The following is a 24,469-nucleotide window of genomic DNA, read 5'->3' as shown; positions in this document are numbered from 1 at the left end:
GTAGAGCTTCCCCCGCCGATGATCGGAGAGAGGAAGAGAATCGCTAACACCTGAGCGGGACAGAACGGCGCATCGTCGCCATACGCGGTGCGTCATGGCTGGCGCATGGGCACTCCCCTGTTCCTCATTCTTACGTATCTATGTCAGGTACAGGCCGACCCTGCTGATCTTCACAAGGAAAACCTGATGTTCATAATAGAAGGAAAAGAGTCATCCCCGGCCACATTCAGCAGAAAGGCCTTTGAACGTTTCCTATCAGACCTGCAATCTAAAGGATACAAGCCCCTTATTCGTGCTGCCGCCAAGGCGATTCTAACTGCTACGGGCACGCGGAGTATCGCCAGGCATCGAACCCTCTATTGGCAGACAATAGACACAGTCAGCGCCAGCTTCAATAGGAATCGATGGAGCCCTCCACCTGGAGAAGAATACCAGACCAGGGAACTCCTCGAAATAATGATCCGCGACGGCTCGCTTATCATCATCAGGTATTCAAGAGAGGTAGTGATTATCGTTGAGGCGCGCGACCATACCGCCACTTCACATGTAGAGGAGATATCCTCTACATTTTGGCATGCAGCGGATGCCGCATCAGCGAAAGACATGCTAGGGAACCCCTTCACCTGGCTCCCTACACCCAAGATGCGCCTGCTATATAGCCTCTCGTCTGTCAATTATAAAGTTAAGACAAATCACATCAACAGTCAGCCCGCGTCGTATAGCCAACAAGACCTGGAGGCTGCGATTACTCTAGCAACACCGGATTACAGAGAGGCTCTCAAGCGAGTGATCCAAGGGAAGCCAGCACGCGACGATGCGGGGCCTGCAAGCGAACAGCCTGCCGTCCGGGAGTTACTAGATCGGCAGCTTGTGCGCGAGGAATACTTAGTTGTGTGCCGACAAACTTCTCGTCCCATATGCACGGTAGCCACTCGCGAAGAGCTAGAGGGCAACCTCGGAGAGAATTATAGATGTAGCACATGCAACCGCACCTTCGCGGATGAAAACATTCGGAACATTATTGCCGCAACACCCCTAGCACGACAACTGATGGAAAAGAGCCATTGGATGACCATATGGGCAACCAGTTTGCTAGTCGACAGCAAAGTGGCCTTAAATAACATCGTCTGGAATACGACTTTCGACGAAGACGAAATAGACCTCATCGTCGACTTTCAAGGCTATAGAGCCTTTTTCGAGTTGAAAGATCGAGATTTCGGTCTAGGAGATGCCGACCGTTTTGTGAATCGAGTCGAGCGATATGGCCCCGGCGCAGGCGTAGTGTTCAGTCTTGGGTCTATATCGGCGGAGGCTAGGAAGTTCCTCACGCGCCGGAGAGTCTCTATAGTCGAGGGCCGGACTAGCGAGTCAGCCAGAACAGAAATTAAGGATATCATAAATAAGATCTCAACGGATGAGGCGCGCCGTCAGCTGCAGAACCTCCTCGCTTCTATGGAGATTGAATCGCAACGAGTTGTCGTGGAGCTATGGAAGCGAGAATCTGGAATCGAATGGCCGATAGATGAGAATGATCCTTATTACTGGCGCTAGCTCTTTCGCAAGTGGCACGGCGATGGACTCAACTTGTACTGTCAGGCCTCCGGCGGGGCCTCGGCTCCGGGGTGTCTCCCAAGCGTGAACCGCAGTCCCGTAGTTGGCTGAGGTGGAAGCCTGATCGTCCCGCCTGCCACGACCCAGGCAGAGCCCAGCAGACCATCTCCTACGGCTCAAGCCCGTCTGTGACCGTTGGCATCCGATGACCGAGGAACGGCGACCGGCTAGGGTACACACGAAGACGGGCTTGCCCCTCCGTCGCCGGCCCGCTGCCGCTTCGCGGTGGGTCGAGGCATACGGGGCGCTCAGCCGGGCGAGTCGTGCGCGGGCGCGCATCTCAAGATCCGGCACATACGCGGAACGCCGTCGAGGCAGCATGATCGAAATCCTGCCGAGGCGCAGCTCAGAACATCGCTCCCCTGTTAAGATCAAGTCCACTCATAATCCGTGGGTCGTGGGTTCAAGTCCCACCCGCCCTACTACTTCACCAGGTACGGAGCACCTCAGCCCGCTTCCTCGGACGGGGGAATCAGCGGTTGGGGGACCGAAGGGGGACCGCCAGTTTCGGACCCCTCCTTCAGCATGATCTTTCGAGGCACCAGACGAACCGCCGCCTCCGCTGCCGCCCTGGCCACATCCGGCAGCACCGCCGTGTAGATGTCGGACGTGATCCCGATCGAGGAGTGCCGCAGCATCGCCGACCCGTACTTCATGTCGGTCCCCCCGCCAAGCCGCCCATGACCTCGCCTGGCAAGACGACTACCGCCGCTGGCGGCCCATGGTCGAACGCGCTGTGGACTGGCTGGTCGCCCGAGGCAACCGCCGCCTGCGCCACCACGGCACCGCCGCCAACGACCGCTGGCTCCACCACTACTCCGCCGCCCTCAATCTCCGCCGCCTCATCAACCTCGGACTCAAACACCAGCGGTATCTGGACCCTCGCCCCGATCACCCCATAACGCGAGGGTGAGCCAGCTCATGCCGACTCACCATCAAGATCTTCAAGACATTCCTACGGAGTGTCTGACAATTCGGCCTGCCGGAGCCAGAGCATGAGCGGGGCGATGGTGACACCCGCGAGGTAACGGTTGGCTAGCTTGTCGAAGCAGGTGGGTGCGCCAGGAGGCGCCATGGAGTCGAGTGAGGTGAGAGACCTTCACCGCTGGGTTGTCGCAGTAATCCGGCTGAAGCTGGGGCGATGCCCAGGCATACCAGCGCGGGCCCTTGGCGCCTTGTCCAGCACGGTAGCGGCGCCAGTGCCGATCGGTCACGCTGGCGGCGATGTCGACCGCGCTGCGGTCGGCCCCCTCCAGGTTCACCCGCCGGTGTCCGCGATGGCCAACACGTAGCCGACGTGGCGACGCTCCAGCAGAGCCCGCATCGCTAACTCAACGGCATTGGGTCCTCCCATGCCTCGTCCGGGATGCGATAGAAGGTTCGCGTCGACGTCCACCATTCCCGGTCTGCGAAGCGTCCCGTGATCCGGCCTACCAAGCACCACAAGGTATGGACGTCCTGCTCAAGTTCACTGTCGGGATCAAGTCTCAGCCCTCCAGTGAAAGGCCGATAGTCAGGAAGGGTCATATATCCGTTTTCCTCGTACGGCGGCGTGACATCGCCGAGCAGTTTTCCGTCGTAGTAAAGGTGCAACGGCTCAAGCCCTTCACCCACTTCGCCCCAGAAATTGATCTCGAAAACACGGTGCCTTCCGAGATTGCGGATCGCGGGATGGTCGGAGTAAAAACCGAAGACGAATGCATGTGTCCAGCCGGGCGCATGGGGGCCGATCCACATGCCTTTCGCAGGAGGGCCCTTATAAGTTCCTGCAAGTGTTTCAAGGCCGCATTCCAAACGTGATTCCGGATCTACCCGGAGTCGCCGGGCCAGTTTCTCTGGATCGTCGCTCTCGACCCATAGGGCGTGGAAGCCGAGTTGAAGCCCGTGCCCATACTCAACCACCAGTTCCCACTGGTTCTCGGCCGGGTGATCCTGTTCGGGATTTAGCATGATATCCGTCCTCGTACTGAGATGTCGAATCCTATGGGATCGCTGGGTTGCCGAGGCCGACCGTCCCGGCAACCCAGCGATTCACCTGTGAGTTCTCAATTCACTATCTTTACCCAGAATGGGCTGTCGCTGACCTTGGTAACAGTGTTGAGGGGGTCATAATCGAGAAGGCGATAGGACCATAGAACGCTTTGAGTGCCTCTCCATGTGCCCCGTTGTGGGATTTCGATGATCGGGAAGAGGCAAGGGTCAACGGCCCCGCTGAGGGCCGCTGTGGCATAGGACCGTCTCTACGCTTCGAGGGGATTGACACTGGCACTGGTGATTTCCCCGATGCCTGGGGGCGGCCCCCGGTGGAGACTGGCGTCTGTTCCCCGCCGCTACCCTCCAAGGAGGAGATCCAGCATGTTCGAGCGACTTCGCCACGGCTTCTCGCGGGCCGTGGCCATCGTGGGGGCGGCGGTCCTCCTGCTGCCCGCCGCCCCCACACGGGCGGACGCGGCGGCGGTCAGCGTCGCCGCGATCCCGGCCGGCGCGGGCCAGGGCAGAATCGTCGGGGCCACCGTGACCGACCTCGCCGCCCGCGGGTACGAGGAGCGCGAGTTCCTCATGAGCGGAAACGCCGACACCTTCCAGAAGACCGGCATCTGGTACACCAACGGCCAGTGGGGTGCCCGCCGCAGCGGCACCGTCCAGGCGTACACCACCCGGCTGCTCGTCGAGCGACCCGCCGATCCGGCCAGGTTCAACGGCACCGTCGTCGTGGAGTGGCTGAACGTCAGCTTCGGGGTGGACATCGGCGTGGAGTGGTCGCAGTCGCACGAGCTGTACACCCGCGCCGGTTACGCCTACGTCGGCGTCACCGCACAGAAGGTCGGCGCCGATAAGCTCAGGAGCCTCGACCCCGGCCGCTACGCGCAGGTTTCGCTGGCCTCGGACGCGCTGTCGTACTCGATCTTCGCGCAGGCCGCCGAGGCGGTGCGGGCGCACGCGCCGGCGCTGCTGGGGACGGGCGCGCCCGCGAAGGTCCTGGCCGCGGGCCACTCGCAGTCCGCCGGACGCCTGGCCACCTTCGCCAACGCGATCCAGCCGATCATCCCCGCCTATGACGGGTTCCTCATCCATGGACGGGGCGCCGGCGCCGCGCCCATCGGGGACGGGGTCATCGCCCTGCCCCTCACCGCCCGGATCCGCGCCGACACCGCCGTCCCCGTCTTCCAGGTCGAGTCCGAGACCGACGTCAGGACGTTCGCCGACGCCCGGCAGCCCGACGGCGCCCTCGTCCGGACATGGGAGGTCGCCGGCACCGCGCACGCCGACGCGTACGGACTGGCCCAGTACAACGCCCAGAACGCGCGCGACCGCGCCATCAACGACGGGCGCCCCATCTCCTGTGACCGGCCGGTCAACGCCATGACCTGGCGGTACGCGTCCAACGCCGCCTACCACCACCTCGACCGGTGGGTGCGCGGGCTGGGCGCGCCACCCGCGGGGCCGCAGATCAGCCTGCTGCTCGGCACCATCCGGCGCGACGGCGACGGCAACGCGCTCGGCGGCGTGCGGCTGCCCGACCTGGACGCGCCGCTGGCCGCCTACGGGCCGACCAACAGCGGCGGCGAGATCACGGGCGCGTGCCTGCTGCTCGGCTCCACCGTCCCGTTGAGCAGCGCCCGGTTGCTCCAGCTCTATCCCACGCGGCAGGACTACGTGACTGCCTTCACCCGGGCCGCCGACCGGGCCCTGGCCGCCGGCCACCTCCTGCCCGCCGACCACGCCGAGGCCGTCGCGCGGGCCGGCGCCACCCCGATCCCGTGACTGCTCTGATCCGGCCCACGCGCGCCCGTGGCCGTCGCTTCCCCGGCGTCGTCGGCCGGATCAGGACGCCTGCCGCAGCCGCTCGACATAGCGGCCGCGTCAGTGGCTGTAGTGCTCGCCGTCCGGCGTCCCCGTGTGGAAAGTTTCACGAACGCCGCCGCGCGGCCGACTGTGATGATGCGGGTACGACCGTCACCTCGCATGGCGTCACATGGTCTGCGACCAGGCTGTAGATCCGTGGGGCGAGATCGTCCCCCTTTACGGGCCGTACGGAAACCGCGATTCGCCGCTTGTTTCGGAGAGCGGTCCTTTGTGTGAGGCTGTCCAGTCCGCGCCCATTGTGTGATCCTCCCCTCGAGAAGGCATATCCCGCGGCGTCTCGGGCGCGCGGCTTCTCCCAGCGTGTGGCCGCCACGCCGATCGCCATCACCCGTACCTGCCCCCGGCACCGGCGAAATCTCCACAGTCAATGGCGCGAAGAAAGGGACCCCATGATCGCTGGCAACCTGATCCGCCGGGCACTGGCGGTCGGCGCGATGCTGACCACCACCGCCGCGATGGTCGTGACCATGCAGCAGCCCGCCGCCGCCTCAACTCTGACGCTCAACGCCACGGTGGACTGCCTCAACGTCAACTACTCCGGCGACACCCGCGACTGGTACGCCTCGTACGTCTCGGTCGGCTCCGCGCCTCCTTCGTACGGCGTGGCGATGCCTCTCAGCTCGATGGTCGCGAACCCGGCGAACCACACGTGGTCGTTCACGATCAGCCTGCCCGGCGGCAGCACCTCGGTGAGCGTGTCGGCCATCTGCAGTGGCGGTCACCAGTATGACCAGGTCGGCTGGACCAACGGACCGGCGATCAGCATTCCCTCCTCGGCCACGACCCTGACCGCCACCTGGGGCTGCTCCACCCAGCAGGTCTACCCCGGGCCCTACATCACCGGCTGCAGCGCGCAGTCCTACTCCTACAGCTGAGGGCTCCTGCCTCCCATAAGGCCGTCCGCTTCCACCGCGGGCGGCCTTATGGCGTGCGGGCGCGGATACCGCGCCGAGGTCGGCGCGCTGAACGTCGCGACGGGTGCGGCCCAGCCCCGATACGTTCGCCGATGGCTGGGCCGCTATCCGGTCGCGAGGTCACGCGCCGGTGCAGGTGTATCCGGAGGGCAGGGTCGTGTCGCCGCTGGGGCGGCTGGCCTGGAAGCCGAAGCTGGTGGTGCCGGCTCCCGGGGCGAGCGTGCCGTTGTGGCTGACGCTCCTGGCCGTGACGGTCTGCCCGTTGGTGGTGACGGTGGCGTTCCACGAGCCGGTCAGCGTGTGTCCGGCCGGGAGCGTGAACGTGACCGTCCAGCTGGTGATCGTCGAGGTGCTGGTGTTGGTGACGGTCAGCGGCTGGATCACGTATCCGCCACCCCACTGGGACTGCACGGTCGGCGTCGCCGAGCAGGTTCCGGTGGTGGTGCCGCTGGTGGTGACCTGGACGGTGTCGGACACCGGCGAGAGGTTGCCGGCGGCGTCCCGCGCGCGGACCTGGTAGCGGTAGGTGGTGCTCGGGTTCAGGCCCGTGTCGCTGTACGAGGTCGTGGCCGACGTGCCGACCTGGGCGAAGGCGCCGCCGGTGGCACCGGGTGCGCGCAGGATGTCGTAGCCGGCGACCCCCACGTCGTCGGTGGACGCGGCCCAGGACAGAGTGGTCCCGTTGGCGGTGGTGCCGGAGGCCGCCAGCCCGCCCGGGGCGGTGGGTGGCGTGGTGTCGCCGCCGGTGGAGGTCGTGGTGAACGTGGCCGACGCGGAGTCGGCCGACAGGTTGCCCGCGCCGTCGCGTGCTCGTACGTACACCTGGTACTGGGTGCCGGCGGTCAGCCCGGTCAGGGTGATCGAGTTGGTGGCGGACTGGCCGAGCTGCGGGTCGGTGGCGCCCTGCTCCCGGTAGACGTTGTAACCCGCCAGGCCGGAGCCGCCCTGGTCGGTGGATGCCGTCCAGGTCAGGGTGGCGCTGGTGGCGGTCACGTTGGAGACGGCGGGAGTGCCCGGAGAGGTCGGCGGAGTGGTGTCGTTCGTGCTCTGGAACTGGTTGAAGAAGTTCCATACCACCGCCTTGGTCCACGTACGTGCGCCGTCCTCGGCGGTGGACCCGTCCACCGGACCAGGGGTGTGACCCCCGTCGAACGCCGCCCACACGACCGGGTATCCGGATCGGCATCCCGAGTAGGCGGTGACGACGTGCGTCAGGCTGCCCTGTGCCGGTTCGGGCGGATTCTGGGGAGTGCATCCGTTGTTCCGGACGAACGTGTCGCGCAGCGACCGGCCCTGCGAGATGTTGAGTACGTTGTCCCTGAGGCCGTGGAGCCCGATGTAGGCGATGGGCTGGGTGCCGCCGCTGCATCCGCTGAGCTGTGCGCCGGAGTAGACCGCGACCGCGCGGAAGACCGTCGCCCGGGCGCAGGCCAGGGCGTAACTCATGCCGCCGCCGTAGCTGAAGCCTCCGGCGAACCGCTGTGTGGTGTCGACGCACAGGTCTGCTTCGATCAGCCTGATCATGTCGTCGACGAAGGTCAGGTCCCGCCCTCCGGAGTTCGCCCAGCCGTTGTTCAGCCCCTGGGGGGCGACGAAGATCGCAGTGTTGTTCGCCAGTTGCCTGAGCCCGTAGTAGGACCAGGTGAATCCGCTGCTCCCGCCCGAGTCGACGTCGTTGGCGGTGCCGTTGAGCCAGTGGAACCCGAAGATCAACCGGTAGGGGTTGGTGTTGGTGTAGTTGTCGGGAATTCTCAGGATGAAGGAGCGTGTCTGGCCGCCGCTCTGGATCGAATGCGTGCCGCTTCTGAGTGTCGGGGTCTTGCCGCATCCTGCCGTCGGGGCGGCGGCGCTCGCCGCGCGGGACGTGGTTGCGCTGCTGCCCAGCGCCGTACCACCGGTGGCCACCGCGAGGAGTACCGCCGCGATGACAGCGACGAGGACGGATTTACGCCGCATCATCACTCACCTGCCTGTGGCACCGCCGCGAGGGCCGGCGCCAGGCGTCAGTTAGCGTTAACATGAGTGGAATCAGTCCTCTCATCCGTGCGGAACTGGCGTGATTGAAGGGCATGGCGGAAGAACCGGGTCATCGTTCACATCGCTTTGCCGCGCCCGTTCCTGCCGATGGGTGGTGGTGGTGCGACGGAGCAAATACGAGGCATGCGGGTCCCGTCAAGGCGCGGCTCGCTCTTCTGAGGTGACGGGCGGTGCTCCCCATGCTGTTTTGCTGGCACGTACCGCGTCGTTCAGTCCGGGAACATATTGAAAATTTCACGGCAAGGCTCCCAGGAAACCACGAGGCCGAATTCCACCCTTTCGAAGCCCTGAATGAGAAAGCGGGCTCGACTCGTCGGCCTTCGGCAACCGTCAGCGTCCAGCGCCCGCGCGGGTGTGGCGCCGAGCGAAGACGATCCAGGCCGCGACGGCGGCCAGCGCCGCGAGGACGATGACGCCGATCTTGAGGGGCGTCCCCGTCGCGCCGCCGTCGTCCCCCGCGGTCGTCGCCGCGGCGGCCCCGTTCCGTGCGTGGGCCGTCGCCTGGCTCGTCGGCCGGTCCGGATCGGGCAGGGCCACAGCGGCGGGTGTGGCGGCGACCACGCCCGCCTTCACCCGCACCGTCGCCTTCGCCTTGGACGGTTCGGTCGCGGTCACGGTGACCCGCCACTCCCCGCTCGGCAGCGGCTCGGCGGAGTGGTAGAGGTTCTGGCCCTCGGGCGCCGATCTGAGCGGCACCGGCCCGAAGGACCGGCCGTCGGCCGAGGTCGCCTTCAGCGTCGCCGCGACGATCTCCGTGACGGGATGGCCGTCCTTCTTGTACGTCACCAGCACGTTGACGTTGTCGGCGCCGTCTCCTGTCACCTCCAGCTTGATCGGCCCGCCGTGGGCCGCAGCGGGCGGTGCCCCGAGCATCAGCGCAAGCCCGGCCAGCAGGACAGTGAGGACGTATGCCAGGGCCTTTTTCACTGGTGACTCCCCTCGGGTTCGGTGTCGGGGGTGAGCGCCCCTTCGCCGGGTGATGTGGGCAGGAACACGTGCTGGTGGCCGTAGCCGGCGTCGATGTTCACGGCGTCGAGGGCGGTGGCCCCGATCGACCAGGTGAAGAGCGCGTCGGCGCGTTGCCGTGCGGCCAGGTCGAGGGCGGTGGCGCGGGCCGGTCCTGTGAGGTCCCGCGCCATCGTGTAGGTGTCGACGGCCGTGGCGAACTGCCGCACGGCGGAGGCGAGACTCGACCGCGCCACGTTGGTGGCGGTCTCGCCGGACGGCGGGTCGGCGAAGCCCTGGACGGCCGCGGCGGCGGCCTGCCGCCACTTCTCGTCGTCGGCGGCGATCACCGCGACAGGTCCCGCGGCGCCGTCGCCGGGCAGGGCCAGGGCGAGCCCGTCGAGCACGGGGACGAGCCGGGTGCGCGTGCCGCGGGCCAGCTCCGTCAGGGTCCTGATCTGTGTCCGGTCGCGCAGCGCGGACTCGGCGCGGAGGCGGTCGGCCGCCTGCTCGACCGAGCTCGGCCGGGTCACGCCGAACACCACGCCGCCGGCGACGAGCGCGCCGAGCGCGAACGCGGACGCGAGGGCGAGCACGCGGCCCCGCGCCGCGGGCCGGGCCGAGGCCGGCTGCCTGGGTCGGTTGATGGTGGCCACCTTCTGGGGGCGGTTGCCGGGGGCGCTCATGCCTCCTGGGACGCTTCCTGGCGAGCGAGCGCGATCAGCTTCTCGATGCGTCGGCGGCGCCTGGCGGCGTTCAGCCGGATCGCGAAGAAGGCGAGGACGAGGAGGGCGAGGAAGCCGAGCTGCGGCCAGGGCAGCGCCCACACCGTGGCGCCGACCGCCGACCGCTGGGCGGCGGCGCCGGGAAGCGGCTCGCCCGCGGGCGAGGGGAGCGCCATGACGGTCGTGCCGATGGGTCCCAGTGGCCACGCGCCGGGCACCCGGGCGGTGAACGTGCGGCTGCCGCCCGGCATGAGCTCCCTGGCCCTGGCCGCGGACGGGTCGTTCCAGTCGCTCTCCCCCACGAGCGTGGACGTCAGCACCTGGTTGTCCGTGACCAGCCGGACGTTGCCCTCGTTGGCCACGGTGTAGGTCACTTCGACGGATCCGGCGGCGAACGGGTTCCACGATCCCACGTACTCGGCCCGCACGCCGGTCACGGCGACCTTGGCCACGTAGTCGCCGGTGACGCGGATGTTCAGGCGGACGCCCACCCGGTTCTGGACCCGTACCTGGCCGGAGACGGTCTCCAGGGACGCGGTCACGCCCGCGGGGTGGTCCCCCGGCGTCGCGTTCCGGGGGATCGACACCGTCACGGGAACGACGGACGTGGCCCCGGCGGCGATGGTCACCCTCTCGGGGACCGTGATCCAGGCGCCGCCGTCGGCGGGCTCGGCGTCGGAGGGCCGCATGTCGAAATAGCCCTTGGAGGTCAGGTAGCCGTCGTTGGCGTCGATCGCGAAGTCCACCGGCTCGGTGGAGCGGTTGATGACCGCCACGTGCTCGACGACCTGCTGGCCGCCGGCGAGTTCGAGGTCGATGACGCTGCGGCCGTCGGGACCGTCGGCGTCGGCCGGCACGACCGACCAGGTGGTGTCGGCGCCGGACGGGGTGGCGAACGCCACCATGGCGGCCAGCAGCGCGACGCCGAGAGCGGGGAGGACGGCGAGGCGGGCGAGGACGCCTCGGGATGGGCTTGCGGTCAACAGTGGTCTCCAGTCGCGTCGTGGCCGTCCGGGGCCGCGCCGGGTGGGCGCGGGCCCCGGACGGCCGGAGCGGACGATGGCGTCGTGCCTCCGGTTCAGGACCAGGTGAACGTTCCGTACCGGTCGGCGTTCAGGACTGGTTGAACAGGGAAAGCGTGAGGGTCGAGTGGTACTCGCCGGCGGCGACGTCGGCGGGGGTGCGCAGCGCGAGGTCGGCGTTGACCTGCCAGGTGCCGATCTCGTCGGCGGAGTTCGCCGTCGACACCAGCAGTTCCTGGCCCTGCAGACCGACGGCCGGCGCTCCCGAGCCGTCGGAGATGACGCTGGAGACGGGCTCACCGGCCTCCACAGCCCCGGAGGAGGAGTCGGTCAGCAGGCGCGGCCGCCAGCCCAGGTACTGCGAGCCGATGGGCGGCGTGGAGCCGCTCGTCGCGGTGAACTCGCCGGCCTGGCCGACAACCGCCCAGAAGTCACCGGCAGGGATCTCCTCGGGCCGGCGGGTGTCGGTCACCGTGACCGTCGGCAGGGTGCCGACGAACTGGCGGGCGGCGGCGTTGGAGCCGTCCTCCTGAAGGGACACGCCGCCGTTGTCGGCGACGGTCATGGACACCTGGCCCGTAGTGGTGCCGGGCTCGATCGTCACCGTGACGTCGATGCCCTGCTCGGGGTCGTCGTCCGCCGCCGCGGGACCGGCCACGCCGACGCCCGCGAGCGCGACGCCGAGCGCCGCCGCGGCGAGCAGTTGCGTGGTCCTGTTGATTCTCATGTCTTCGCTCCCTTGCTGGGGGGCGGGGCCGGGGGGGGGCGGGGGGGGGGCCCCGGGGGGGTCCCCGGGCCGCCTGGGCGGCCGGAACGGACCTCAGGACGACGCCGGACGCAGCCGCAGCCAGGAGATCTCGTCGCTGCGGCGCCCGCCGGGCTGCGGGAAGAACTCAGGCCGCACGCCCTCGCGCGCGAACCCGGAACGTTCCAGCACCGCCTGCGACGCCGTGTTGGCCGCGTCGGTGCCCGCCACCAGCCGGTGCAGCGAGGTGTGCGCGAACACCCAGTCGGACAGCAGCCGCACCGCCCGCGTCATCAGCCCGCTGCCCCGGAACTCCGGCAGCAGCGAGTAGCCGATCATGCCCTCGCCGAAGTCCGGCATGCTGTGCAGGAGCTGCAGGTGACCGGCGAACGCCCCCTTCGGGTCCCGCACGGTCAGCTCGATCCGCCGCCCTGTCAGCCACAGGTAGCCCGTGGCCCGGCAGCGCCGCTCGATGTCCTCGGGGGAGTTCTCCGGCAGCACGCCGAACCGGGCGACACCGGGATCGTGGAGCAGCCGGTGGAAGTCGCCGGCGTCCGCCACGGTCAGCGGGGTCAGCCGCACCACTCCGTCGCCCAGCTCGCCGTGCTCGAAGCCGCCTTCGAAGAACGGCAGCGCCTGCTCCACCGGCTCGCCGCCGTCGCGGGCGAGCCGGCCGAACGACACCAGGTCCGTGCGGCGGCCGTCGCGCAGCGCCTTGGCGTCGCGCCGGCGCCCCTCCTCGGTGAACCCGGCGTGGAGGGCCGCCCGCAGCGCGGGAAGGTCCTCCACCTCCGCCTCCAGTTCGACCCGCTCGACCCCGTGGTCGAGCAGCCACTCGGTCAGCCCTCGCGCCACCGTGGCGGCCACGTCGCGCCCGCGCGCCCACGGGGCCACCAGGAGGTCGATCCCCGTCGTCCCGTACGCGGTGAGGGGCCGCACGCCGGCCGAGCCGGCGTAGCGCCCGTCCTGGGTGATCGCGAACTCCGCGCCGCCCGACTCCCACACCGTCTTGGCGCGGCGCACGTACGCGTGCGCGTCCTCCAGGGTGTACGGGGACGGCAGCAGCGGCAGGTGCCGCGCGCTCGACGGGTCGTCGCAGACGGCCTGTATCTCGGGTGCGTCCGTCTCCACAGGCGGGCGCAGCACGAGGGGACCGACGGCGATCACTTCACGCGGGAGCATCCCCCATAGATATCGCGCGTCTGGACCGGCCCGAAACCCCTATAACCTTGCCGCCATGGGTTTCCGCAGGCATGGGCCGTTCCGGCCCGGGGATCAGGTGCAGCTCACCGACCCCAAGAACAAGCGCCACACGATCACGCTCAAGGAGGACGGCGTCTTCCACACCCACAAGGGCGCCATCCCGCACAGCGAGCTGATCGGGCAGCCCGAGGGCTCGGTCGTGCGTTCCTCCGGCGGCACCCAGTACCTCGCCTTCCGCCACCTGCTGCAGGACTACACGCTGGCCATGCCGCGCGGCGCCGCCGTGATCTACCCCAAGGACGCCTCGATGATCGTCGGCATGGCCGACGTCTTCCCGGGCGCGCGGGTGATCGAGGCCGGTGTCGGCTCCGGCGCCCTGACCTGCTTCCTGCTGCGCGCGGTCGGCCCGGAAGGGCACGTGACCTCCTACGAGCGCCGCCAGGAGTTCGCCGACGTGGCGGCCAGGAACGTGGAGAAGTTCTACGGCGGCCCGATGGACGACAACTGGCGCCTCGTCGTCGGGGACCTCGTCTCGTCGATCGACGAGTCCGACGTCGACCGGGTGATCCTCGACATGCTGGCCCCGTGGGAGTGCGTCGACGCCGCCGCCAAGGCGCTGACGCCCGGGGGTGTCATCTGCTGTTATGTCGCCACCACGACCCAGTTGTCCAAAACGGTCGAGGCCATTCGCGATCACGGGAGTTTCACCGAGCCTCACGCGTGGGAGACCCTGGTTCGCGACTGGCATGTCGAAGGGCTCGCCGTACGGCCGGATCACCGGATGATCGGCCACACCGGGTTCCTGGTCATCGCCAGGCGCATGGCCGACGGCGTGACCCCGCCGCCGCGCCGCCGGAGACCGAAGGGAACCACCGAAGAACTATGACAATTTGGCCACGAGGCTGCGCCGATGCGTGACGCGGGAACAGATGACCGTGTTCATATGCTGGGAGTATTAAACGCCCCATTGGGGATTATTCGCCGAACACTTATTGTCACTGTACGAACACTGCCCGGCCAGGTTACGGAGGGGCCCGAGATAGGTAAGGTCCTAAGTAGTCGCCCTCGACTGGGAAGGAGGTGACGGGCGTGGCAGCTCGCGATGATGCTGAGGCTCGAGCCGCGCAGCGCGAACGGGAGGTCGCTGATCTTTCAACACAGGTCTCCTTCCTCCAAGAGGAGATCACCGCGCTGAGGCGGAAGCTGGCGGAGTCACCCCGTCAGGCCAGGGTCCTCGAAGAGCGTCTCCATGAGGTGCAGGCGAACCTCGCGGCCGTGACCGGCCAGAACGAACGCCTGGTGGCAACCCTCAAGGAAGCCCGGGACCAGATCGTCGCCCTCAAGGAAGAAGTCGACCGGCTGGCGCAGCCGCCGTCCGGTTTCGGCACCTTCCTGGAGGCCCGAGAGGACGGGACGATCGAGGTGTTCACCGGCGGCCGCAAGCTGCGGGTGAACGTCAGCCCGTCCGTCGACGTCGACTCGCTCAGGCGTGGCCAGGAGGTCATGCTCAACGAGGCGCTCAACGTGGTCGAGGCGCTCGGCTACGAAGAGGTCGGCGAGATCGTGATGCTCAAGGAGCTCCTCGACGAGGGCAAGCGCGCCCTGGTCATCTCGCACGCCGACGAGGAGCGCGTGGTCCGCCTGGCCGACTCGCTGGTCGACCAGCCCATCAGGGCCGGCGACTCGCTCCTGCTCGAACCGCGCTCGGGCTACGTGTACGAGCGCATTCCCAAGTCCGAGGTCGAAGAGCTCGTCCTGGAAGAAGTGCCCGACATCTCCTACCACGAGATCGGCGGCCTCTCCCGGCAGATCGAGCAGATCAGGGACGCCATCGAGCTTCCCTACCTGCACTCCGACCTGTTCCGCGAGCACCAGCTCCGTCCGCCCAAGGGTGTGCTGCTCTACGGCCCGCCCGGCTGCGGCAAGACGCTCATCGCCAAGGCCGTCGCCAACTCGCTGGCCAAGCAGGTCGCCGAGCGCACCGGCCAGGAGGGCAAGAGCTTCTTCCTCAACATCAAGGGCCCGGAGCTGCTCAACAAGTACGTCGGCGAGACCGAGCGGCACATCCGCCTGGTCTTCCAGCGCGCCCGCGAGAAGGCCTCCGAGGGCACCCCGGTGATCGTGTTCTTCGACGAGATGGACTCGATCTTCCGTACCCGGGGCTCCGGCGTGTCGTCCGACGTCGAGAACACCATCGTGCCCCAGCTGCTGTCGGAGATCGACGGCGTCGAGGGCCTGGAGAACGTCATCGTCATCGGCGCCTCCAACCGCGAGGACATGATCGACCCGGCGATCCTGCGGCCCGGCCGCCTGGACGTCAAGATCAAGATCGAGCGGCCGGACGCCGAGGCGGCCAAGGACATCTTCTCCAAGTACCTCGTCCCGGACCTTCCGCTCCACCCCGAGGATCTGGCCGAGCACGGCGGCTCCCGTGAGGCCACCATCCAAGGCATGATCCAGCGCGTCGTGGAGCGCATGTACACCGAGAGCGAGGAGAACCGCTTCCTCGAGGTCACCTACGCCAACGGTGACAAGGAAGTCCTCTACTTCAAGGACTTCAACTCCGGCGCGATGATCCAGAACATCGTCGACCGGGGCAAGAAGATGGCCATCAAGCAGTTCCTGGAGAGCAACCAGAAGGGCCTGCGGGTGCAGCACCTGCTGACGGCCTGCGTCGACGAGTTCTCCGAGAACGAGGACCTGCCCAACACCACCAACCCCGACGACTGGGCCCGCATCTCCGGCAAGAAGGGCGAGCGGATCGTCTACATCCGTACGCTCGTCTCCGGCAAGCAGGGCGCCGAAGCCGGCCGGTCCATCGACACCGTCGCCAACACCGGCCAGTACCTGTAGATCGACGACCAGGAGCCGCCGCGCCGGGACACCGGCCGGCGGCTCCTGCCGTGAGAAGCCGCCGTCGCCGTTCCTGAGGGCTAAAGCGTGCCTGATACGGCGATGATCAGGGCGCCCGCCTGGCGGACGGCCCGCGCGAGGCCCGCGTCCGAGCCCGGCGGGCCGGAGGCGAGGACCGCGTAGGCGAGCGGGCCCAGCAGGCCGACGTCCGCCCGTACGCCGTCGTCGGTGCCGGTCTTGTTGGCCAGCCGGCGGCCCTCGGGATCGTGCCAGGCGAAGGCGGGCACCAGGCCGTGATCGGTGTTGGCGAGCATCCACCCGCGCATCAGCGCCGGCCACCCCGCCGGGGCGGCCACGAGCGCCGCCAGGCCCGCCAGTTCCCTCGCCGTGCCCAGGGCGAAGACCGGCGGGTGCTCGGGACCGCGCGGCTCACGGATCCGGTCCAGCAGGCGGGTGCGGGTCAGGCCGAGCGCGGCCCCGGCCGCGTTGACCCGGTCCAGGCCGACGCGGCGCAGCAGCGCGTTCGTCGCGGTGTTGTCGCTCACTGCCGCCGTGAGCAGAGCCAGGTCGCCGATCGTCCACGTCCGCGCCGACAGCCCCGTCAGCAGCCCGGACCCGCCGCAGTAGTCGTCGTCGTGCAGGGCCACCGGCTCGTCCGGGTCCAGGGTGCCGCCGTCGACGCTCATCGCCACCTCGGCCAGCAGCAGCAGCTTGCCGACGCTGGCCAGCGGCAGTTCCTCGTCTTCGTGCAGGGCCAGCGCCCCGAGCAGGGCGTGGTCGTCCGTGGTGGGAGTGGGTGGGGCGGGGGTGAGGGGGCGGACGGAGACGGCGAGGGTGCCGGGGCAGGCGGCCGCGACGCGTCGCAGCGCCTCGGCGAACCCGCTCCCGTCACCCGCCTCCACGGCCGACGCCGCCGCCCGCAGGAGGTCCGCCGCGGACTCGCCTGACGGGCGGTCGTGTGAGGTCACGGGACGATGATCCTTCCGATGGCGGGCGAGAGGTGACCCCATTGTCGTGGACGGCCACCCGCCTCCCTGCCAGGCGAGCGATCAGCGTGGGTCTGCCCGCGATCGGGACAGGGCGCGGTTCCTCGCCTGCCCCGCCTCCGCCGTCGGTGACGCTTCGCGCACCCCACCTGCCCCTTCTGTGACGAAAGTGAAAGAAGGGAACCGAAGCGATCAATGTGACGTCCAAGATCTCGTGCAACGCAGTACCCGGCCCAAACACGCTCTGGGGGACGGTCGGCTGGCCGAGCTCGACCTCCTGCGCTTCATCGCCGCGCTGGCCGTGCTGGCCTTCCACTACCTCGTCGCCTACGCCTCCGTCTGGGGCGAGCGGCCCGCCGAGCTGTTCCCCGCCCTCGCCCCCATCGCGGGCCTGGGCATCCTCGGCGTGGAGCTGTTCTTCATCATCAGCGGCTTCGTCATCCTCATGACGATCTGGGGGCGGGGTCTCGGCTCCTTCGCCCGCTCCAGGCTGGTCAGGCTCTACCCCGCCTACTGGCTCAGCCTTCTCGCCGTGGTGGGCGTCTACGGCCTCACCAGCGCGAAGGCGCTCGACCCCAAGCTCTCCGCCGGGGACTATCTGGTCAACGCCACGATGTTCCAGCGGCTGTTCAAGATCGGCGACGCGTCCGGCGTCTACTGGTCGCTCTGGGCCGAGCTGCGTTTCTACCTGCTCATCACCGTCCTGGTCGTGGTCGGCGTCACCTACGGCCGCGTCCTCGTCTTCTGCGGCGTCTGGCTCGTCGCCGCGCTGGGCGCCGAACTCCTCGGCGACCCGGTGCTCAACGAGATCCTCATGCCCCGGTACGCGCCCTATTTCGTCGCCGGCATGGCCCTCTACCTCATCCACAAGCAGGGCAGCGCCTGGCTGCCCTGGATCTACGTCGTGGCCTCGTACGGGATGTCGCTGTACGCGGCTCTCGAACGCGTGCAGGGCCGGATCGAGCGCGCCGGGTTCAAGGCCATGCCCGTCACCGACCTCAGCGTGATCGTCACCGTCACGTTGATCTTCCTCGTCATGGCGCTCGTCGCGCTGGGGCTGCTCCGCATGCGCAGCCGCCCGGTCCTCACCGCGCTCGGCGCGACCACGTACCCGCTCTATCTGTTCCATTCCGTCGTCGCCGTGGTGCTCATCCCGCCGCTCACCGCCGAACTGCCGCCGTGGGCCACCGCCACTCTCACCACCGTCGCCGCGCTGGTGGTGTCGTACGCGGTCTACGCCCTCGCCGAGCGTCCCATCCAGCGCGTACTCAGGCCACGCCGGACGCCGCCCGGCGTGGCGGCGCCCGTGGTACAGGGGGAAAAGACGTCGGTGCCATAACTCTGTGACCCTGGGGCACTGTGAAGGGCATAGGCTCGGGCATATAAACGGCGGATAGACAGATCCGGACGAACAGAGGGTGCGCATGACGGTGCGTCGGGTGATGGGCATCGAGACCGAGTACGGCATCTCCGTACCTGGTCAGCCAGGCGCCAACGCGATGGTGACCTCTTCACAGGTGGTCAACGCGTACTTGGCCGCGTCCGCGGCCAAGGCGCGCAGGGCGCGGTGGGACTTCGAGGAGGAGAACCCGCTGCGCGACGCGCGGGGGTTCGACCTCGCCCGGGAGGTCGCCGACCCCAGCCAGCTGACCGACGAGGACCTCGGCCTCGCCAACGTCATCCTCACCAACGGCGCCCGGCTCTACGTCGACCACGCCCACCCCGAGTACTCCACGCCGGAGTGCACCAACCCGCGCGCCGCCGTCATCTGGGACAAGGCCGGCGAGCGGGTCATGTACGACGCCGCGCAGCGGGCCGGCGCCATCCCGGCCAACGCGCCGATCCAGCTCTACAAGAACAACACCGACGCCAAGGGCGCCAGCTACGGCTGCCACGAGAACTACCTCATGCGGCGCGCCACGCCGTTCGCCGACATCGTCCGCCACCTCACCCCGTTCTTCGTCTCCCGGCAGGTCGTCGTCGGCGCCGGGAAGGTCGGCATCGGCCAGGACTCGCGCGGCGAGGGCTTCCAGATCAGCCAGCGGGCCGACTTCTTCGAGGTCGAGGTGGGCCTGGAGACCACGCTCAAGCGGCCGATCATCAACACGCGGGACGAGCCGCACGCCGACCCGGAGAAGTACCGGCGGCTGCATGTCATCATCGGCGACGCCAACATGTCGGAGATTTCCACATATCTGAAGCTGGGTTCGACCGCGCTCGTCCTCGCCATGATCGAGGACGGCTTCCTCACCCGGGACCTCACGATCGAGAACCCCGTCCAGGCGCTGCGCGCCGTCTCCCACGACCCCTCCTGCCGCTACGAGATCCCGATGCGCGACGGCCGCAAGCTCACCGCCGTCCAGCTCCAGATGGAATATCTGGAGCAGGCGCGCAAGTACGTCGAGGAGCGCGAGACGGCCCAGGACGAGATGAACAAGGACGTCCTGGACCGCTGGGAGTCCGTGCTCACCCGCCTGGCCGAGGACCCGATGCAGCTGTCCAGGGAGCTCGACTGGGTGGCCAAGCTCGAACTCCTGGAGGGCTACCGCAGCCGTGACGGCCTGGCCTGGTCCCACCCCAGGCTCCAGCTCGTCGACCTGCAGTACTCCGACATCCGGCCCGACCGGGGCCTGTACAACCGGCTCGTGGCCCGCGGCCGGGTGCAGCGCCTGGTCAGCGAGGAGGAGGTCCAGCGAGCGGTGGAGCACCCGCCCGCCGACACCCGCGCCTACTTCCGCGGCCGTTGCCTGAGGCAGTACAGCGAGGCCGTCGCCGCCGCGTCCTGGGACTCCGTCATCTTCGACATCCCCGGCAGGGAGTCGCTCCAGCGCGTCCCGACCTTGGAGCCGCTGCGCGGCACCAAGGCCCACGTCGGCGAGCTGTTCGACCGCTGCCGCACCGCGGCCGACCTGGTCGCCGCCCTCACCGGCGGGGAGTAGCCGGGCGGCGGGCTACACCAGCCCGATGCCCAGCGTCAGCGTCCCCACCGCGAGCGAGGCGCCGCCGAGGAACGTCAGGTAGATGAGCTTGTTCGGCTTGGTGTCGCCGGGGCGCGCCACCGACAGGAAGAACCCCAGCGGCATCAGGATCGGCGCCGCCACGATCGACAGGCGGACCCACTCCTTCACCGGGTCCGACAGCGCGGCCTGGTCCACGTACAGCATCGCCACCAGGCTGAAGAGCACCAGGACGCCCGCGTGCGCGTGCCCGGCCCGCCACAGACCGCGTCGCACCGGGTTGTCCAGATAGCCGGGAACGTTCCGCATCAGGAACCGCAGCAGCGTGACACCGCCGAAGGCGATCGTCGGAACCGTGATGAGCAGCACGCCTGCCGTGCTGAGCGAAGCGGGGGACATCTCAGAACCTCCTGTGTCATGGGTGGTCCCATTATTGGATAGTGGCACTATCCAGTCAAGCGGGTAAGGTCAGGGGACGATCGGCGCGAATTGTCGTGTCGTTCGGGGAAGATATGGGCTGAGAGGCAAGTCCCCCGACATGGAGGTAGGGCATGGCTACGAAGGACACCGGCGGGCAGAAGCAGGCCGGTCGGCGCGAGTCCGAGGTCGAGGAGACCGAGGCTTCGGCGGCGCCGGACGTCCAGGAGCGCCAGGAGAAGCTCACGGACGACGTCGACGCGATTCTGGACGAGATCGACGAGGTCCTCGAAGAGAACGCCGAGGAGTTCGTCCGCTCGTACGTGCAAAAGGGCGGCGAGTAGCAGCGACGGACACCGACGAGGGGTGACGAAGGGGCGTACGCCGGAGAGCCCGAGCGGGCCCATCCGACGGCGCGCCATCGCCCGTGCCGCCCGCGAGCGATGCGCGCGAACCGAACCGAGAACCGAACCGAGAACCGAACCGAGAACCGAACCGAGAACCGAACCGAGAACCGAACCGAGAACCATGGCAGCCGACGCGACCACCTGCTGAACACCACGACGACATTCACCGGCGACGACATTCACCGGCGACGACTTCGAGCGCACGCCCGCCCGCGGCGGCGGGCGGTGCGCCGTCCGCCGCGCCGGGCGCGGCACAGCCGATCCGGGCAGGGTTCAGGCGGGCATCTGGTAGGCGGCGCCGACGCCGAGGAGGCGTACGGGACGGTCCAGTTCGAACCGCGAGAGGGCGTCGAGCGCGGCGCCGGTGACGGTGCCGGCGTCGGTCGTGGGGGAGGGAAGCGTCGTCTGACGGGTCCTGGTCAGGAACGGGGTGAAGCGCACCTTGACCGTGACCCGGACGATGGCGCGACCGGCTTCCACGGCGTCGGCGGTGACGTGGCCCGCGAGCAGGGTGACGTGATCGGCGATCTCGGCCGGATCGGTGAGATCCTCCCTGAAGGTGGTCTCGCGGCTGTGGCCGCGCGGGATCCACGGGGTGGTGACGACCTCGGCCTCGCCCCGGCCGAGTGCGAGATAGCGCAGCCACGGGCCGTTCGTGGGGCCGAACCGGGCGGCCAGCTCCCCGGGGTCGGCGGCGGCGAGCTCGGCGACGGTGCGCAGGCCCAGGCCGGCGAGCTTCCTGGCGGTCTTGGCGCCGATCCCCCAGAGCGCGTCGGTGGGCCTGTGGTGCATCTGCTCGGCCCAGGTGTCGCCGGTGAGGCGGTGGACCCCGGCCGGTTTGGCGAACCCCGAGGCGAGCTTGGCCTGGTGCTTGTTGTCGCCGATGCCCACGGAGCAGGACAGCTCGGTGCGTTCGCGCACGGCTCGCTGGACGGCCAGGGCGAGCGCCTCCGGGTCGTCGGTGCGGGCGCCGAGGAAGGCTTCGTCCCAGCCCCACACCTCGACGTCGGCGGGGAACTCGCGCAGGACGGCCATGACGCGGGCGGAGACCGCCTCGTAGGCGGGCGGGTCGCTCGGCAGGAAGACGGCCTCGGGGCAGCGCCGCAGTGCGGTGCGCAGCGGCATGCCGGAGTGGACGCCGTGGGCGCGGGCCTCGTAGGTGGCGGTGGCCGCGACGGTGCGCGAGCGGGTGGGGTCGCCGTCGCCGCCGACGACCACCGGCAGGCCGCGCAGCTCCGGGTGGCGCAGCAGCTCGACCGCGGCGATGAACTGGTCGAGGTCGACGTGCAGGACCCAGGTCCTCATGCGTCCAGTATCCGTCCGGGACCGCGGCGCGGACGGCCCGCCCCGCCCGCGCCCACGGGACGCGCGGGCGTGGCAGGGGGTGAAGAAACGATCTGATGACCGGTTCGCCCTGAGCTGATCGTGGGAAGTGCAGACAGCGACACAACACCAGTAGGGTCGGCTCAGGAACACTGAACTTGGGGAGGGAGTCGCGTGGCTAAGAGGGATCTGCCCGCCGGCTTGATGAGCCAGCTTTTCCAGAACACCGGAAGTTCCTCGTTCACCGATTTCGTGGGGGCGTACGCGCCCGAGTTGCTGCCCCGCAGAGACGAGGTGCTGGCCACGCCGATCGGCGACCAGGTTCCGCACGCGACCACGATCGTGGCGGCGACGTTCGCCGGCGGGGTGGTGATGGCCGGCGACCGGCGCGCCACGTCCGGCAACATCATTTCCCAGCGTGACGTGGAGAAGGTGTTCCGCACTGACGACTACTCCTGCATGGGCATCGCCGGCACGGCCTCGACCGGCCTGGAGATGGCCCGGCTCTATAGGGTGGAGCTGGAGCACTACGAGAAGCTCGAAGGCCGCACGATGTCGGTCAGGGGCAAGGCCAACCGCCTCGCGACCATGATCCGCGGCAACTTGGCGATGGCGATGCAGGGGCTGGTGGTGGTGCCGTTGTTCGCCGCCTACGACCCCGACCGCGACGAGGGCCGGATCTTCAGCTACGACGTCGCGGGCGGACCCTACGAGCGTGAGCGGTTCGACGCGATCGGCTCGGGTTCGATCTTCGCTCGGGGCGCGTTGAAGAAGCTCTACCGGGAGGGTGCGTCGGCCGACGACATCACGATGGCGCTCATCCAGGCGCTGTACGACGCCGCCGACGACGACTCGGCGACCGGCGGTCCCGACGTGACGCGGAAGATCTTCCCGATCGTGTCGGTCATCGACGCCGACGGTTTCCGCCGGCTGACCGACGAGCAGGTGTCGGAGTACGTGAGCCAGATGCTCGACGCCCGCCTGATCGCTCCCGACGGCCCCATCGCCCCGCTGCGCTAGAAAGGACCCTCACCCGTGTCCATGCCTTTCGGATATGCGTCCCCAGAGCAGATCATGCGGGACAAGGCGGACTACGCGCGCAAGGGGATCGCGCGGGGCCGTTCCGTCGTCGTGCTGCAGTACGTGGACGGCATCCTGTTCGTGGCCCCCAACCCGTCGCGGGCGCTGCACAAGATCAGTGAGATCTACGACCGCATCGGGTTCGCCGCGGTGGGCCGCTACAACGAGTTCGAGGAGCTGCGGCTCGGCGGCATTCGCTACGCCGACATCAACGGCTACTCCTACGACCGCTCCGACGTGACCGGCCGCGGCCTGGCCAACCTGTACGCGTCCAACCTGGGCCGCATCTTCACCGAGTCGATCAAGTCCCTGGAGGTGGAGGTCGTGGTCGCCGAGGTGGGCGACGAGCCCGACGGCGACGCGATCTACCGCCTGACGTTCGACGGCTCGGTCTTCGACGAGCACGGCTTCGCGGCGATGGGCGGCCAGGCCGACGCGGTGCTGGGCCGGCTGAAGGAGCGCTACCGCGAGTCGATGTCGCTGTCCGACGCCCTGGAGGTGGCGCTCGCCGCGCTGACCGAGCCGGGCGGGGAGCGGCCGCCGGTGGAGCAGCTGGAGGTCGCGGTGCTCGACCGCAACCGCGAGCACCGCAAGTTCAAGCGGCTGACCGGCGCCCGGCTCGACCGGCTGCTGGCCGCGTCGGCGGCCACGCCCGCCGTGGACGAGCCGGAGTCCCCGGCCGAGCCGCCCGCCAAGGGCAACGGCGAGAAGCCGCCGCCCACGGGCCCCGACGGCCCGGTCGACGACGGATCGTCACCGCTGTAACGGCACGGCCGCACGCGGTCCCGGTGTGAGATGGATCACACCGGGGCCCGCCAACCGCCGGGGCCGATCGGCCATCCTACGTTCCGTGAACACGATGATCCGCGGCCTGGTCGCCGGTGGCGCCGCCGCCCTGCTCCTGACGTCCTCCGTGGCGGCCGAGGCCGCCCCGCTCCCGCGCCCCAAGGCGCCGAAGATCTTCGGCACGACCTTCCAGGCCGACCCGGGGCACGACTTCACCCGATCGCCGCACCCGCGCCGCGACGGCGTGCTGCGCGGCTGGATCACCCATGTGCACGGCGACGGCGTCGCCGAGTACGAACCCATCAGGTGGAGGAAGGGCAAGGTCACCGAGGGCCGCTTCGTCGGCCCGCCGGAGGGCGACGTGCGGGTCTACGCCTCGCCCCTCGCCAAGGACGTGGTGTTCCTGTCGGCGCTCGGCTGCGGTCAGAGGATGACCACCGTGACCGCCGACCGCCGCACCGGCCTGGGCGACCGGCGGTGCCCGCGCGGTGACCTCGTCGAACGGGCCCGCGGCGGAGAGCGGCCGGCGCTCATCACCGTCCGCAAGGGCACGATCGTCAAGGTTCAGGAGATCTTCACGCCCTGACGCCG

Annotated in this window: 22 protein-coding genes and 2 pseudogenes; 12 read left to right on the top strand and 12 right to left on the bottom strand. The window is 68.7% G+C overall.

Annotation, left to right across the window (positions count from 1 at the left end; all coding sequences use genetic code 11):
- Positions 1–105 precede the first annotated feature (105 nt).
- Positions 106–1,551: a hypothetical protein gene (locus tag OUY22_RS13095; RefSeq protein ID WP_270155164.1), complete on the top strand. Its 1,446-nt coding sequence runs from the start codon at positions 106–108 to the stop codon at positions 1,549–1,551.
- A 506-nt stretch (positions 1,552–2,057) separates the two neighbouring features.
- On the opposite strand, the gene OUY22_RS13090 is transcribed toward OUY22_RS13095, so the two are convergent.
- Positions 2,058–2,267: a hypothetical protein gene (locus tag OUY22_RS13090; protein ID WP_270155163.1), complete on the bottom strand. Its 210-nt coding sequence runs from the start codon at positions 2,265–2,267 to the stop codon at positions 2,058–2,060.
- 17 nt (positions 2,268–2,284) lie between these two features.
- Between OUY22_RS13090 and OUY22_RS13085 the strand changes: the two are divergent.
- Positions 2,285–2,524, top strand: a pseudogene (locus OUY22_RS13085) (transposase); the annotation flags it as partial.
- Between the two features lie 229 nt (positions 2,525–2,753).
- Here the strand turns inward: OUY22_RS13085 and OUY22_RS36995 are convergent.
- Both OUY22_RS36995 and OUY22_RS13080 read right to left on the bottom strand, forming a co-directional pair.
- A pseudogene (locus OUY22_RS36995) lies at positions 2,754–2,935 on the bottom strand (IS701 family transposase); the annotation flags it as partial.
- 2 nt (positions 2,936–2,937) lie between these two features.
- Complete coding sequence (locus OUY22_RS13080; RefSeq protein ID WP_270155162.1) at positions 2,938–3,561, bottom strand: hypothetical protein; 624 nt, start codon at positions 3,559–3,561, stop codon at positions 2,938–2,940.
- A gap of 405 nt (positions 3,562–3,966) precedes the next feature.
- On the opposite strand from OUY22_RS13080, the gene OUY22_RS13075 reads away from it, so the two are divergent.
- Both OUY22_RS13075 and OUY22_RS13070 read left to right on the top strand, forming a co-directional pair.
- The gene (locus OUY22_RS13075; RefSeq protein ID WP_270155161.1) at positions 3,967–5,376 is read left to right on the top strand and encodes an alpha/beta hydrolase domain-containing protein; all 1,410 of its coding nucleotides are present in this window, start codon (positions 3,967–3,969) and stop codon (positions 5,374–5,376) included.
- 491 nt (positions 5,377–5,867) lie between these two features.
- The gene (locus OUY22_RS13070) at positions 5,868–6,353 is read left to right on the top strand and encodes a hypothetical protein (RefSeq protein ID WP_270155160.1); all 486 of its coding nucleotides are present in this window, start codon (positions 5,868–5,870) and stop codon (positions 6,351–6,353) included.
- Positions 6,354–6,512: 159 nt separating this feature from the next.
- Here the strand turns inward: OUY22_RS13070 and OUY22_RS13065 are convergent, their stop codons facing one another.
- From OUY22_RS13065 to OUY22_RS13040, 6 genes are all read right to left on the bottom strand, one after another.
- The gene (locus OUY22_RS13065) at positions 6,513–8,351 is read right to left on the bottom strand and encodes a fibronectin type III domain-containing protein (protein ID WP_270155159.1); all 1,839 of its coding nucleotides are present in this window, start codon (positions 8,349–8,351) and stop codon (positions 6,513–6,515) included.
- 408 nt (positions 8,352–8,759) lie between these two features.
- A complete protein-coding gene (locus OUY22_RS13060) occupies positions 8,760–9,356 on the bottom strand; it encodes a hypothetical protein (protein ID WP_270155158.1) in 597 nt (198 codons plus the stop codon).
- Positions 9,353–10,060 (bottom strand): hypothetical protein, encoded by a 708-nt coding sequence (locus OUY22_RS13055; protein WP_270155157.1) that lies wholly within the window; start codon positions 10,058–10,060, stop codon positions 9,353–9,355. Before OUY22_RS13055 ends, OUY22_RS13060 begins: the two co-directional genes overlap by 4 nt.
- Positions 10,057–11,082: a COG1470 family protein gene (locus OUY22_RS13050; RefSeq protein ID WP_270155156.1), complete on the bottom strand. Its 1,026-nt coding sequence runs from the start codon at positions 11,080–11,082 to the stop codon at positions 10,057–10,059. The genes OUY22_RS13055 and OUY22_RS13050 overlap by 4 nt, the downstream gene beginning before the upstream one ends.
- Positions 11,083–11,212: 130 nt before the next feature.
- Positions 11,213–11,848 (bottom strand): hypothetical protein, encoded by a 636-nt coding sequence (locus tag OUY22_RS13045; protein WP_270155155.1) that lies wholly within the window; start codon positions 11,846–11,848, stop codon positions 11,213–11,215.
- A gap of 93 nt (positions 11,849–11,941) precedes the next feature.
- Positions 11,942–13,048, bottom strand: a complete 1,107-nt coding sequence (locus tag OUY22_RS13040) for a GNAT family N-acetyltransferase (RefSeq protein WP_270155154.1) — start codon at positions 13,046–13,048, stop codon at positions 11,942–11,944.
- A gap of 55 nt (positions 13,049–13,103) precedes the next feature.
- Between OUY22_RS13040 and OUY22_RS13035 the strand changes: the two genes are divergently transcribed.
- Together OUY22_RS13035 and arc are read left to right on the top strand one after the other, a co-directional pair.
- Positions 13,104–13,955 (top strand): tRNA (adenine-N1)-methyltransferase, encoded by an 852-nt coding sequence (locus tag OUY22_RS13035; RefSeq protein WP_270155153.1) that lies wholly within the window; start codon positions 13,104–13,106, stop codon positions 13,953–13,955.
- A 194-nt stretch (positions 13,956–14,149) separates the two neighbouring features.
- Entirely contained in the window at positions 14,150–15,922 is a 1,773-nt protein-coding gene (gene arc, locus OUY22_RS13030) for a proteasome ATPase (protein ID WP_270155152.1), read from the top strand.
- Positions 15,923–16,002: 80 nt separating this feature from the next.
- Here arc and OUY22_RS13025 read toward each other — a convergent pair whose 3' ends face one another.
- Entirely contained in the window at positions 16,003–16,890 is an 888-nt protein-coding gene (locus OUY22_RS13025) for a serine hydrolase (RefSeq protein WP_270155151.1), read from the bottom strand.
- A gap of 232 nt (positions 16,891–17,122) precedes the next feature.
- Between OUY22_RS13025 and OUY22_RS13020 the strand changes: the two genes are divergently transcribed.
- Entirely contained in the window at positions 17,123–18,247 is a 1,125-nt protein-coding gene (locus OUY22_RS13020; protein ID WP_270155150.1) for an acyltransferase family protein, read from the top strand.
- An 85-nt stretch (positions 18,248–18,332) separates the two neighbouring features.
- Positions 18,333–19,847 (top strand): depupylase/deamidase Dop, encoded by a 1,515-nt coding sequence (gene dop, locus OUY22_RS13015; RefSeq protein ID WP_270155149.1) that lies wholly within the window; start codon positions 18,333–18,335, stop codon positions 19,845–19,847.
- Positions 19,848–19,859: 12 nt separating this feature from the next.
- Here dop and OUY22_RS13010 read toward each other — a convergent pair whose 3' ends face one another.
- Positions 19,860–20,264, bottom strand: coding sequence for a hypothetical protein (locus OUY22_RS13010; protein ID WP_270155148.1), 405 nt, complete (start codon positions 20,262–20,264; stop codon positions 19,860–19,862).
- Positions 20,265–20,416: 152 nt separating this feature from the next.
- Between OUY22_RS13010 and OUY22_RS13005 the strand changes: the two genes are divergently transcribed.
- Positions 20,417–20,626 carry a ubiquitin-like protein Pup gene (locus OUY22_RS13005; protein WP_148432818.1) on the top strand — a complete coding sequence of 70 codons (210 nt, stop codon included), beginning with the start codon at positions 20,417–20,419 and terminating at the stop codon, positions 20,624–20,626.
- Positions 20,627–20,962: 336 nt separating this feature from the next.
- On the opposite strand, the gene OUY22_RS13000 is transcribed toward OUY22_RS13005, so the two are convergent.
- Complete coding sequence (locus tag OUY22_RS13000) at positions 20,963–21,994, bottom strand: DNA polymerase IV (RefSeq protein ID WP_270155147.1); 1,032 nt, start codon at positions 21,992–21,994, stop codon at positions 20,963–20,965.
- 192 nt (positions 21,995–22,186) lie between these two features.
- Here OUY22_RS13000 and prcB point away from each other — a divergent pair, with 192 nt between their 5' ends.
- The 3 genes from prcB (at position 22,187) to OUY22_RS12985 (ending at position 24,464) form a co-directional block, all read left to right on the top strand.
- Entirely contained in the window at positions 22,187–23,032 is an 846-nt protein-coding gene (gene prcB, locus OUY22_RS12995) for a proteasome subunit beta (protein ID WP_408638155.1), read from the top strand.
- Between the two features lie 21 nt (positions 23,033–23,053).
- The gene (gene prcA / locus OUY22_RS12990) at positions 23,054–23,857 is read left to right on the top strand and encodes a proteasome subunit alpha (RefSeq protein ID WP_270155167.1); all 804 of its coding nucleotides are present in this window, start codon (positions 23,054–23,056) and stop codon (positions 23,855–23,857) included.
- A gap of 94 nt (positions 23,858–23,951) precedes the next feature.
- Positions 23,952–24,464, top strand: a complete 513-nt coding sequence (locus OUY22_RS12985; RefSeq protein ID WP_270155166.1) for a hypothetical protein — start codon at positions 23,952–23,954, stop codon at positions 24,462–24,464.
- Positions 24,465–24,469 lie beyond the last annotated feature (5 nt).

Origin of the sequence: Nonomuraea corallina, assembly GCF_027620315.1 — a bacterium.
GTDB classification, from domain to species: domain Bacteria; phylum Actinomycetota; class Actinomycetes; order Streptosporangiales; family Streptosporangiaceae; genus Nonomuraea; species Nonomuraea corallina.
The sequence above is the reverse complement of the archived record's forward strand: the minus strand, read 5'-3'. Positions and strand labels throughout refer to the sequence as shown.

Excerpts from the sequence above, each read along its gene's own strand:
- OUY22_RS13055 (WP_270155157.1), bottom strand. The coding sequence starts at position 10,060 with ATGAGCGCCCCCGGCAACCGCCCCCAGAAGGTGGCCACCATCAACCGA.
- OUY22_RS13070 (WP_270155160.1), top strand. The coding sequence starts at position 5,868 with ATGATCGCTGGCAACCTGATCCGCCGGGCACTGGCGGTCGGCGCGATG.
- OUY22_RS13005 (WP_148432818.1), top strand. The coding sequence starts at position 20,417 with ATGGCTACGAAGGACACCGGCGGGCAGAAGCAGGCCGGTCGGCGCGAG.
- OUY22_RS13000 (WP_270155147.1), bottom strand. The coding sequence starts at position 21,994 with ATGAGGACCTGGGTCCTGCACGTCGACCTCGACCAGTTCATCGCCGCG.
- OUY22_RS13035 (WP_270155153.1), top strand. The coding sequence starts at position 13,104 with ATGGGTTTCCGCAGGCATGGGCCGTTCCGGCCCGGGGATCAGGTGCAG.
- OUY22_RS13040 (WP_270155154.1), bottom strand. The coding sequence starts at position 13,048 with ATGCTCCCGCGTGAAGTGATCGCCGTCGGTCCCCTCGTGCTGCGCCCG.
- OUY22_RS12985 (WP_270155166.1), top strand. The coding sequence starts at position 23,952 with ATGATCCGCGGCCTGGTCGCCGGTGGCGCCGCCGCCCTGCTCCTGACG.
- prcA (WP_270155167.1), top strand. The coding sequence starts at position 23,054 with ATGCCTTTCGGATATGCGTCCCCAGAGCAGATCATGCGGGACAAGGCG.
- OUY22_RS13080 (WP_270155162.1), bottom strand. The coding sequence starts at position 3,561 with ATGCTAAATCCCGAACAGGATCACCCGGCCGAGAACCAGTGGGAACTG.
- OUY22_RS13095 (WP_270155164.1), top strand. The coding sequence starts at position 106 with ATGGGCACTCCCCTGTTCCTCATTCTTACGTATCTATGTCAGGTACAG.
- dop (WP_270155149.1), top strand. The coding sequence starts at position 18,333 with ATGACGGTGCGTCGGGTGATGGGCATCGAGACCGAGTACGGCATCTCC.
- OUY22_RS13045 (WP_270155155.1), bottom strand. The coding sequence starts at position 11,848 with ATGAGAATCAACAGGACCACGCAACTGCTCGCCGCGGCGGCGCTCGGC.
- OUY22_RS13090 (WP_270155163.1), bottom strand. The coding sequence starts at position 2,267 with ATGAAGTACGGGTCGGCGATGCTGCGGCACTCCTCGATCGGGATCACG.
- OUY22_RS13075 (WP_270155161.1), top strand. The coding sequence starts at position 3,967 with ATGTTCGAGCGACTTCGCCACGGCTTCTCGCGGGCCGTGGCCATCGTG.
- OUY22_RS13010 (WP_270155148.1), bottom strand. The coding sequence starts at position 20,264 with ATGTCCCCCGCTTCGCTCAGCACGGCAGGCGTGCTGCTCATCACGGTT.
- OUY22_RS13065 (WP_270155159.1), bottom strand. The coding sequence starts at position 8,351 with ATGATGCGGCGTAAATCCGTCCTCGTCGCTGTCATCGCGGCGGTACTC.